9 protein-coding genes, 1 other RNA gene and 1 pseudogene are annotated in these 9,724 nt (G+C 67.8%); 2 read left to right on the top strand and 9 right to left on the bottom strand.

Annotated features, from left to right (window positions below; translation table 11 throughout):
* Positions 1 to 163 precede the first annotated feature (163 nt).
* The 6 genes from VLK61_RS23140 to VLK61_RS23115 form a co-directional block, all read right to left on the bottom strand.
* Entirely contained in the window at positions 164 to 1,927 is a 1,764-nt protein-coding gene (locus VLK61_RS23140) for a peptidoglycan D,D-transpeptidase FtsI family protein (RefSeq protein ID WP_325424389.1), read from the bottom strand.
* Entirely contained in the window at positions 1,924 to 2,217 is a 294-nt protein-coding gene (gene ftsL / locus VLK61_RS23135) for a cell division protein FtsL (RefSeq protein ID WP_325424388.1), read from the bottom strand. Before ftsL ends, VLK61_RS23140 begins: the two co-directional genes overlap by 4 nt.
* A complete protein-coding gene (gene rsmH, locus VLK61_RS23130; protein ID WP_325424386.1) occupies positions 2,214 to 3,161 on the bottom strand; it encodes a 16S rRNA (cytosine(1402)-N(4))-methyltransferase RsmH in 948 nt (315 codons plus the stop codon). Before rsmH ends, ftsL begins: the two co-directional genes overlap by 4 nt.
* On the bottom strand, positions 3,161 to 3,589 hold the full coding sequence (locus VLK61_RS23125) for a division/cell wall cluster transcriptional repressor MraZ (protein ID WP_325424390.1): 429 nt from the start codon (positions 3,587 to 3,589) through the stop codon (positions 3,161 to 3,163). Before VLK61_RS23125 ends, rsmH begins: the two co-directional genes overlap by 1 nt.
* A gap of 447 nt (positions 3,590 to 4,036) precedes the next feature.
* Positions 4,037 to 4,357, bottom strand: a complete 321-nt coding sequence (locus VLK61_RS23120; RefSeq protein ID WP_325424384.1) for a hypothetical protein — start codon at positions 4,355 to 4,357, stop codon at positions 4,037 to 4,039.
* A 166-nt stretch (positions 4,358 to 4,523) separates the two neighbouring features.
* Entirely contained in the window at positions 4,524 to 5,261 is a 738-nt protein-coding gene (locus VLK61_RS23115) for a siderophore-interacting protein (RefSeq protein ID WP_325424382.1), read from the bottom strand.
* 38 nt (positions 5,262 to 5,299) lie between these two features.
* Here VLK61_RS23115 and VLK61_RS23110 point away from each other — a divergent pair, with 38 nt between their 5' ends.
* Positions 5,300 to 5,767: a MarR family winged helix-turn-helix transcriptional regulator gene (locus tag VLK61_RS23110; RefSeq protein ID WP_325424380.1), complete on the top strand. Its 468-nt coding sequence runs from the start codon at positions 5,300 to 5,302 to the stop codon at positions 5,765 to 5,767.
* Between the two features lie 39 nt (positions 5,768 to 5,806).
* Here the strand turns inward: VLK61_RS23110 and VLK61_RS23105 are convergent, their stop codons facing one another.
* The 3 genes from VLK61_RS23105 to rnpB form a co-directional block, all read right to left on the bottom strand.
* Positions 5,807 to 6,928: a carbonic anhydrase gene (locus tag VLK61_RS23105; RefSeq protein WP_325424378.1), complete on the bottom strand. Its 1,122-nt coding sequence runs from the start codon at positions 6,926 to 6,928 to the stop codon at positions 5,807 to 5,809.
* Positions 6,929 to 7,056: 128 nt separating this feature from the next.
* A complete protein-coding gene (locus VLK61_RS23100; protein ID WP_325424376.1) occupies positions 7,057 to 8,262 on the bottom strand; it encodes a multidrug effflux MFS transporter in 1,206 nt (401 codons plus the stop codon).
* 151 nt (positions 8,263 to 8,413) lie between these two features.
* Positions 8,414 to 8,741: RNase P RNA component class A (rnpB, locus tag VLK61_RS23095), an RNA gene on the bottom strand.
* Positions 8,742 to 8,905: 164 nt separating this feature from the next.
* Here rnpB and VLK61_RS23090 point away from each other — a divergent pair.
* A pseudogene (locus tag VLK61_RS23090) lies at positions 8,906 to 9,724 on the top strand (hypothetical protein); the annotation flags it as partial.

Below are 9,724 nucleotides of genomic sequence, written 5' to 3'. Positions count from 1 at the left end.
TCGAGCGCCGCGCGCACGTACTGGCGGCCGTCCTTGGCGTAACCCGGCCAGGCGATGAAGGCATCGCCGGGCCGGACCTGGCGGCTGTCGATGCACAGCGTGCCGGTGACCCATTCACCGAGCCAGCGGGCAGCGGCTTCGGGGGAGGACAGGTGGGTCAACATCAAAAGCTTTCGTGGACCGGAGGCAGCGCCTTGGCCACCACCTGCGGCTTGACGTCCAGGTCCGGCGGCACGCCCAGCATGCGCAGCGATTGCTGCACCACCTGGCTGAACACCGGTGCGGCGACATCACCGCCGTAGTAGACACCGTTGCTCGGCTCGTCGACCATCACCGCGACGATGATGCGCGGCTTGTCGATCGGCGCCAGGCCGACGAACCACGAGCGGTACTTGTTGCTGGCGTAGCCCTTGCCTTCTTGCTTGTGCGCGGTGCCGCTCTTGCCGCCCACCGAGTAGCCGATGGTCTGCGCCTTGGGCCCCGTGCCGCCGGGCGCGGCGGCCATCTGCAGCATCTTGCGGACCTCGCGCGCCGTCTGCGCCGAGATCACGCGCAGGCCGGGCGCATGCGCTTCCTGGCGCAGCATGCTGACCGGGATCACCTCGCCGTCGTTGGCGAACATCGTGTAGGCATGCGCCATCTGCAGCAGCGACGCCGACAGCCCGTAGCCATAGGCCATGGTGGCCTGCTCGATCGGCCGCCAGCTCTTGTATGGGCGCAAGCGGCCCGTGACGGCGCCGGGGAAACTGATCTGCGGCTTCTGGCCGTAGCCGACATTGCTGAACAGCTCCCACAACTCGCGCGAGGGCATCTGCATCGCCAAACGCGCGGCGCCGATGTTGCTGGACTTCTGGATCACTTCCTGCACTGTCAGCGCGCCGTGCGGGTGCGCATCCCTGATCGCCACGCCACCGACCACCAGGCTGCCGGGCGCAGTGGTGATCGGCGTGTCGACCTTCACGCGGCCGGTCTCCAGCGCCCAGGCGGCGATGAAGGGCTTCATCGTCGAGCCGGGCTCGAAGACATCGGTCAGCGCGCGGTTGCGCAACTGCGCGCCGGACAGGCGGCTGCGCTCGCCGGGGTCGTAGCTGGGGTAGTTGGCCAGCGCCAGGATTTCGCCGGTCTGCACGTCCAGCACCACCACGCTGCCGGCCTTGGCCTTGTGCTCGGCCACCGCATCGCGCACGCGCTGGTAGGCGAAGAACTGCACCTTGGAATCGATGGCCAGCTGGATGTCGCGGCCGTTGGCGGGGTCCAGGCTGGCGCCCATGTCCTCCACCACGCGGCCCAGCCGGTCCTTCACGACGCCGCGCGTGCCGTCCTTGCCCTGCAGCTCGTGCTGGAAGCCGAGTTCGATGCCTTCCTGGCCCTTGTCCTCGATGTTGGTGAAGCCGACCACATGGGCCGCCGATTCACCTTCGGGATAACGCCGTTTGTACTCGCGGGTTTCGTACAGGCCCTTGATGCCCAGCGTCTTGATCTGCGCCCAGGCCTCGCCATCGACCTGGCGGCGGATCCACGCGAAGTTGTTGCTGCCGCTGCTCATGCGGGCATCGAACTCCTTGGCATCCATGCCCAGCAGCTTCAGCAGCTTCTTGCGCTGCTCGGTGCTGGCCTCGAAGTCCTTCGGGATCGCCCAGACGCTGGGCGCCGGCACGCTGGTGGCCAGCAGCAGGCCGTTGCGGTCGAGGATGCGGCCGCGGCTGGCCGGCACGTCCAGCGTGTGCGCGTAGCGCTTCTCGCCCTGCTTCTGGAAGAACTCCGCGCCGATGATCTGCACATAGGCCGCGCGGCCCAGCAGCCCGGCAAAGCTGAAGGCCACCAGCGCGACGACGAAGCGGCTGCGCCAGTTCGGCGTCTTGGAGGCCAGCAGCGGGCTGGTGGCGTAGTTGACGGCGCGCGTGTTGCTGCGCTGGAGGATCTTCATCGCAACACTCCGGTGGGGCTGGACGCAGCCGGGTCGACCACGTACATCGTCACCGCCGGCGTCACGGTGCGCATCGCCAGCTTCTCGCGGGCGGTGCGTTCAACACGCAGGCTGGTGGCCTGGGCCTGGCGCTCCGCTTCCAGGCGCTTGTATTCACCTTCCAGCCGCGAGGCTTCGAGCTCGGTCCGGTGGATTTCGGCGAACAGGCGGCGGCTGTCGTAGGCGCTGCGGATCAGCACCAGGCTGCTGCCGATGACGGCCAGCAACAGCAGCAGGTTGATGCGGGTCATGCCGAGACCCCGGCTTCGGTGCGCTCGGCCACGCGCAGGATCGCCGAGCGGGCCCGCGGATTCGCCCTCACCTCATCGTCGGACGGCTTGGTGCGGCCCAGCGAAACCAGCCGCATCGCCTTGGGCGGCGCGAACTTCGCGCGCCGGTCCACCACCTCGCGGCTTTCGCGCGCGATGAAGGTCTTGACGATGCGGTCTTCGAGCGAGTGGAAGCTGATCACGGCGAGCCGGCCTCCGGGTGAGAGCAGGTCCAGCGTGGCGCTCAGGGCCTGCTCGAGTTCCTCGAGCTCAGCGTTGACGAAAATCCGAAGAGCTTGAAATGTGCGCGTTGCAGGGTCCTGGCCCGGTTCGCGGGTTTTGACCGCACGAGCCACGACTTCGGAAAGCTCAAGCGTGGTTCGAACGGCACTCCCGCTCGCCCGGCGAGCAACAAGCGCCTTTGCAATCTGTACAGCAAACCGTTCTTCGCCGTAGTCACGGATCACCTCTGCGATCTGGCGCTCATCGGCGCGTTCCAGGAAGGCCGCGGCGGTCTCGCCACGGGTCGTGTCCATGCGCATGTCCAGCGGCGCATCGAAGCGGAAGCTGAAACCCCGCGCGGGGTTGTCGATCTGCGGCGAGCTGATGCCCAGGTCCAGCAGCAAACCGTGGACCTTGGCGATGCCCAGTTCGGCCAGGGAATCGCGCAGCGTCGCGAAGCCGGCATGCACCACGCGCACCCGTGCATCGGTGGCCGCCAGCGCCTGAGCCACGGCAATCGCCTCGGGGTCCTTGTCGAAGACCACCAGCGTGGCGCCCGGCGCCAGTTGCGCCAGCAAGGCGCGTGAATGGCCACCGCGGCCGAAGGTGCCGTCGACATAGGTGCCGTCTGCCTGCGTCACGATCGCTTCGATCGCTTCGGTCAGGAGGACGGTGGTGTGCTGCCATTGCGTCACGGCGGACATCAGAAAACGAAGTCCTTGATGGCATCGGGCATCTCGCCGGCCATCGTCTCCGCCTCGTGGGCGGCATGCCGCGCCACGTCCCACAACTCCAGCCGCTGGCCCATGCCCAGCAGCAGCACGTCCTTGACCAGCCCGGCGGCCGCGCGCAATTCGGGCGACACGCTCAGGCGGCCGGCACCGTCGACGTCCACGTCGACCGCGCTGCCGATGAAGATGCGCCGCCAGCCGTCGGCCGACATCGGCAGCGTCATCAGCTTCTCGCGGAACTGTTCCCAGGCCGGGCGCGGAAAGACCAGCAGGCAGCCGACCGGGTGTTTGGTCAGCGTGAGTTCGCCGTTCGTGGTGGCCATCAGCAACTCGCGATGACGCGCCGGGACGTTGATGCGCCCCTTCACGTCCAGCGACAGCGCTGAAGTCCCCTGAAACAGAAATCCCACGTTTTCCCACCTTCACCCACTGGGCGACACTTTATCCCAGTAAATTCAGAGGGTCAACGCAAGTCGCTAAAAATAATCAATGAAATCAAGCACTTAGTAACGCCTTCTCAAGTGGGTGAGTGCAGGCAAAAACTGCTTCAAAAATATAGACTTAGGCGCGGCAGTGAAAGCTTTGGGTGAGAACGGTGGGTGCTCAGCAGAGCTTACTCGGGCGGCTGGGCGGGATCAAACCGGGTCGTGAACTCCCCACAAGCGTGAAGACGCTTCTGGCAACAAGCGCGAAGACGCCTCCGGCCTGAGCGCGACTCGATGTCAGGCGCGCCCGCTGGTTGGCTGCGCCCTCGTCCTACGCACAGGCGCGCCAGCGTCCGGCGTTCATCGCTTTGGCCGGGGCCTAGCCTGTGCAGTGTTCGGCTTCGCCGACAACCGCCCCACGACTCACTTGCCCAGGAGTACTGCCATGAACGTCTCGAGAATCTTCGTCGCAACCGCCGTCACGGTCTCGGTGGTCACGGCAATCGGCTGCACCTCCACCCAATCCAGCCCCGACACCGCGACGGCCCCGATGGCCTTGCCTGCCGCACCGGCAGAACCGGTCGCAGTTGTCGAGGCGATGCCGTCGCATCCGGCGCTGCAGAACGAGCGCACGCCGGAAGTCGCCGTCGTGCGCCAGGAATCGCCGGTGATCACGCCCGAGCCTGTCGCCACGCCCGCTCCGGTCAGCACGCCCGCCCCGGCCAGCACGGCCGCGACCGACATCGTCGAACTGCCCCCACGAGCCGATCGCAATTGAGATCCCAGGCATCGTGCGCACTGCTGACAGCGCCGGCGCGCTGCGCCGAAGCCTGCTCATCGGCAGCGCAGTGTTCGTGACGCTGATCCTGCCTGCCGCGGCGCCAGCGCCTTCGTGGCGTGGCGCCGCGGCTCAGTCGTCCAGGTTCTGATGGTGGTTGGCACTGCCCCGCTTCCAGTACGCCGCGGCGCGAATGGCCTGGCGGTCATGGCCCTTGTCCTGCACCAGCACGCGGCGCAGTTCGGCCATCGTGGCGGCCTCGCCGGCACACCAGGCATAGCCTTCCCCGGCGGGCAGGGCCCACGCGCGGGCTCCAGCGATCAGGCTGGCGTCGTCGTCGAACCAGTGCAGGTCCACGGTCGCGGCACTGGCCAGCGGCCGGCGATCCGGCACGGCCACCGCCAGCCAGACGGTGGCACGCGCACCGGCCGGCAGTTCTTCCAGCCGGCGCGCGATGGCGGGCATCGCGGTTTCGTCGCCGGCCAGCAGGTGCCAGTCGTAGTCCAGTGGCACGATGAACGAGCCGCGCGGGCCGCCGACCGTCAAGGTCTGGCCCGCCTGCGCCTGCAAGGCCCAGGCCGCGGCAGGGCCGTCACCATGCAGCGCGAACTCGATGTCCAGTTCACCGGCCGCATCGTCGTGGCGGCGCGGCGTGTAGTCGCGCATCGCCGGGTTGGCGTCCAGCGGGCCGAAGAACAGCTTGACGTGATCGTCGAATGAGGCGCTGACGAAGCCGGCCAGGTCTTCTCCGGCCAGCGTGATGCGGCGCATGCCGGGGCTCAGCGTCTGCACATGCTTGACCTGCAGCGTGCGGCGGCGCATTTCATGGCGCACGCGCTGCACGCGGCGGGGGGTGGTGTCGGTATTCATCCCGAGGCGTTCCGATTTGGTTGACAATATCACCCATCATGCGGGAATCAATTGACAATGTCAACCATCAGAACCGTCGCGGGGACGACGACGTGCTGGAGCTCGTGCACAGCGTGATGCACCAGTTCCGCGCGCTGCAATACCAGCGCCTGCGCGACGGGCCGCACGACATCACGCACATGGAAAGCAAGGTGCTGGGCTTCTTCGCGCAGCACCCCGGCGCCACGCAGACCGAGCTGGCCGAGCACAGCGGACGCGACAAGGCGCAGCTGGCGCGGCTGATCAAGCGCCTGCTGGAGATCGGCCTGCTCGAACGCGAGGCAGACGCCGAAGACCGTCGCCAGCTGCGCCTGCAGCTGACCGATGCCGGCCATGCCGTGCAACGCAGCCTGCACCAGCAGCGCCAGCGCCTGGCCAAAGCCGCCATCGCCGGCCTGAGCCCCGCCGAGCATGCGCAGCTGAAAGACCTGCTGCAGCGCCTGCAATCGAATCTGGGCCAGGCCTGACAAAGAAGCCGGCGCCGCAGCCGCCAAGCGGCCGGGGGCTCAGTTGCTCTGCTTGATCAGCCGTCCGGCGGCCGACTGGATCGGCCGCGCATTCATCGGGTACAGCCGCGCGAACACGTTCACCTGGTCGGGCGAGATCGCCACCGGCTGCTGCATCACCATCCACAGCACGCCTTCGCTGCACGGCGGCGTGGTCAGCGAGCCCATGTAGGTGTAGTAGCGCTTGTCCTCGGGCAGCAGACGGCCGAGGTCGATCGTCGCCTTGGCCGGCAGTTCTTCGCCTTTTTCCAGCGGCAGGTTGTTCCACACCTGCTGCACCACCGGGTGCGCGCTGCCGCGGTCCAGCAGCACCGCCACCACCGCGAGGCGGCCTTCGGCATCCTTGTGCACCAGGTGCGCCACCATGTCGAACTGGCGACCATCGATGCGCTCTTCGGACGGGCGGTGGAAATGGAACTGCACCAGGTCGTAGCGCCGGCCCTGCGCCTCGATCGAGTTGCCGCCGCCGACATTGACCTGCACCGTATGGCCGTTATCGATGACCCGGAAACCAGCCGGCCGGTAGTCGAACTGGATCGGGTCCAGGTCCACCCGCACGCCGCCGCGGATGTCGATCGGGCTTTGGCGCTGGCCGGTGCTGCACTTGGCGAATTCAGGGTTCACGCGCGCCCAGGCTTCGGGGCCGGCGGCGCCGTCGTAGCTCCAGTGCAGCGAATGACCATCGGGCCGGTGGCCGGCGGCCGCCTTCTCGGCGCGCAGGGTGGCCACCAGGTCGGCGGTGCCGGGCGCAGCGGCTGCCGCGGCCTTGCGGGGTTTCGGCGGCGCGGCCACCGCAGCCGCGGGGGCGGCATGGGCATCAGGCGCTTCGGCCTTGCTGCTGACTTGCATCACGTACGGCGTCTTCGCGTCCGGCGCCTTTGCCGCGCCCAGGCGCTGCGCCAGGCGTTCGCGCAGCACGTCCATCGGGTCGGCCGTTGGCGCCGGCGCGGCCGCACTGCCCGTCCGTGGCAGCAGCGGCGCGAGCTTGGCTTCGTCGCGCTTGACGATGGGCCTGACGATCTCGTGCCCGTCAGCGGCCAGCACCGGCTGCGCGGCGGCAAAATACAGGGCCAGGGCGGCCGTCAGGGGATGGCGCAAGACAGTCAACACGGGGCTGGGCATGGGCAGGCTCTTCCAGGCAGGGGCCGCCGGGACGCGGACCCTCTCCCCCACGCTATCGGCCGCCTGGCGCTGTTCTTGAGGGCCGCCCACCCGTCCGGGAAGGCGGCCGCAAGCCGCTGCGGAGATGTTCAGATGCCGCGCCGGCGCACCCAGGCCCAGGCCACGAGACCCACGCCCATCAAGCCCATCGACGCCAGCGACAGCGCCAGCGTCGAGTGCATCACCAGCGGTGCGATCACACCGGCCACCACGCCATTGGCCGCGCTGCCGACGCAGGCCTGCAACGACGAGGCCATGCCGCGCCGGTCCGGTGCCAGGTCCAGCACCATCAGCGTGACCACCGGCACCATCAGCGCCCAGCCGAAGGAAAACAGCGCCACCGGCGGCAGCGCCCAGGCCGGGTGCGGATCGAGCATCAGGTTCAGCAGCACGTTGACGATCGACACCACCACCATGATCGTGAAGCCGTAGCGAATCTGCCGCTTCGGCGGCATGCGCCCGGCCATGCGGCCCGAGACAAAGGCGCCGGCCATGATGCCGGCGATGGTCAGGCCGAAGAACCAGAAGAACTGCGTCGGCCCCAGCTTCAGGTGCGTGCCCAGCCATTCGGGCGCCGACAGCACGTACAGGAACATGCCGTTGAAGGGCACGCCGCTGGCGAACACCAGCGCGACGAAGCGCGCATTGCCGATCAGCTCGGCATAGCTGCGCATCAACGGCGCCGGCATGAACGACTGGCGCTGGCTGATGTGCAGGGTTTCCGGCAGCCAGCGCGCGTTGATCGCAAACAGCAACACGCCGATGCCGGTCAGCACCCAGAAGATCGAATGCCAGCCCGCATGCACGAACAGGAAGCCGCCCATCACCGGTGCGATGGCCGGCGCGGCGCCGAAGAAGATCGTCACCTGCGACATCACACGTTGCGCATCGGACGGCGGGAACATGTCGCGGATGATGGCGCGCGACACCACCACGCCAGCACCGGCAGACATGCCCTGCAGCGCGCGGAAAGCGACCAGCGCGCCGATGGATTCGGACAGCGCGCAGCCCAGCGAGGCCAACGTGAACACGGCCAGGCCGCTCAGCACCACCGGCCGGCGGCCCACCGCGTCGGACAGCGCGCCGTGGAACAGGTTCATCAGCGCGAAGCCGAACAGGTAGGCCGACAGCGTCTGCTGCATCTGCGCCGGCGTGGCGCCCAGCGAGGCCGCAATGCCGGAAAAGGCCGGCAGGTAGGTGTCGATCGCGAAGGGGCCCAGCGTGCCCAGGCAGGCCAGCAGCATGGCCAGGGCCCAGCGCGGGCGGCGCCAGAGAAGGTGGGAATCGGGATTCATCGAGCCGGCCGAGTGTAGCGGGCGCTGAATCTCGCCCCTTGCAGCGTTTCCCGATCGGCATCGACACCTAACCCGCTTTATCAACGGCCATCCGGCCGACTGCAGCGCGCGGAAGGTCGAGGTGCCGCTGCCGTCGGCGCTCAGAAAAAAAGTGTGAAGCAAGCCGATAGGCCGGATTCTGTGCGGCGCGGGCTCCTTGCGAAGCCCGCGCCGTGACCGCCATTCCTCTGGGCCGTGCATCACTGCACGGCTCGGTGCCACCTACCCGCACACTCCCCGGGCCAGATCATCGTGTGCCTATTCGGTGTTGCTGCGCGTAGAGATTGCCCGTTTCACCCGAACTGAATCGGCTCGTCTCTGTTGCTCTGATCCTCACCTCACGGTGGACAGCCGTTAGCTGCTACGCCGCCCTGTGCAGTCCGGACCTTCCTCCAGGGCCACCTTTCGGTGATCGCCCCAGCGGCGGTCTGGCTTGCTTCACGGCCGCATTGTCCCATGCCCCCTAACGACGAAATGGGGCCCCACGATGAAGTGGGGAAGTTCCCTCGCCTTGTGGACGCGTCGATTGCGCACCACTCCTACCTTGGGTACCAGCGCCGGCATGTCGCCGGTTGCAGGTTTTCGATCGCAGGAGATGCAGACCATGAACGACGAACTGAAGAAGGCCGTGAGCAAATCGCAGGCGGCGATGCAAGGGCCGTTTGCCACCGAGCGCGCGCACTACAAGGCGCTGCTGCTGGCCAACCCGAACTATTTCGGCAACCTCGACGCCAGCCCGTTTCCGCCGGTGCTGCCGCTGTCCGGCAACACCTACTACGAAGAACTCGCCTGCGTGGGCTACCAGCCGCAGCAGCAGCGGCTGGAGGCTGTTGTCTACGTCTACCAGCCCAGCGGCTACGGCAGCAGCCTGTGCGGCGCCGGCAGCACCGAGTACCTGCGCTTCTACCTGTCCTTCGACAACGGCGCCAGCTGGCAGGACCAGGGCCTGACCAGTTTCCAGGTCTGGAACATCCCGCAGGGCACCGAAGGTTCCAAACGTCTGGAGTACGCGGCCCAGCTGCCGGTGAACCCGGCCCGCAAGCTGTGCCTGCTGGGGCCGAAGCTGATCCGCATGCGCGCGATCCTGTCGTGGAACGCACCGCCACCACCGAACCAGCCGAACTGGAACCCACCCTGGGGCAACCGGCGCGACGCGACGATCCTGGTCGAGCCGCGGCGCCTGATCCACATCCCCGACATCTTCGACGCGCTGAAAGTGAAGCTGCCGAAGCAGCTGGCCCAGGTGATCGATCTCGAGCAACCGCTGGCCGCCAAGCAGGCGGTGCTGGCACCGGCCGACCTGGCCGCGCTGTACAAGGACAGCGCGGTGCCGGTGCACCGCTTCGCGTTCAAGCAGTTGCATGCCATCGCGCATGGCCCGGCGGGCTTCAGCACCGATCTGGTGGCCCAGACCCTGCCCGGA

Source organism: Aquabacterium sp., assembly GCF_035476535.1.
Lineage (GTDB): Bacteria > Pseudomonadota > Gammaproteobacteria > Burkholderiales > Burkholderiaceae_C > Pseudaquabacterium.
Note: the sequence above shows the minus strand (reverse complement) of the source record. Positions and strands in the feature narration are given on the sequence as shown.

What these genes read in the sequence shown, in the direction of transcription:
- VLK61_RS23120 (WP_325424384.1), bottom strand. Translation starts at nt 4,357, where the DNA reads ATGTCGGTCGCGGCCGTGCTGGCCGGGGCGGGCGTGCTGACCGGAGCG.
- VLK61_RS23100 (WP_325424376.1), bottom strand. Translation starts at nt 8,262, where the DNA reads ATGAATCCCGATTCCCACCTTCTCTGGCGCCGCCCGCGCTGGGCCCTG.
- VLK61_RS23115 (WP_325424382.1), bottom strand. Translation starts at nt 5,261, where the DNA reads ATGAATACCGACACCACCCCCCGCCGCGTGCAGCGCGTGCGCCATGAA.
- VLK61_RS23140 (WP_325424389.1), bottom strand. Translation starts at nt 1,927, where the DNA reads ATGAAGATCCTCCAGCGCAGCAACACGCGCGCCGTCAACTACGCCACC.
- VLK61_RS23105 (WP_325424378.1), bottom strand. Translation starts at nt 6,928, where the DNA reads ATGCCCAGCCCCGTGTTGACTGTCTTGCGCCATCCCCTGACGGCCGCC.
- ftsL (WP_325424388.1), bottom strand. Translation starts at nt 2,217, where the DNA reads ATGACCCGCATCAACCTGCTGCTGTTGCTGGCCGTCATCGGCAGCAGC.
- rsmH (WP_325424386.1), bottom strand. Translation starts at nt 3,161, where the DNA reads ATGTCCGCCGTGACGCAATGGCAGCACACCACCGTCCTCCTGACCGAA.
- VLK61_RS23110 (WP_325424380.1), top strand. Translation starts at nt 5,300, where the DNA reads ATGCGGGAATCAATTGACAATGTCAACCATCAGAACCGTCGCGGGGAC.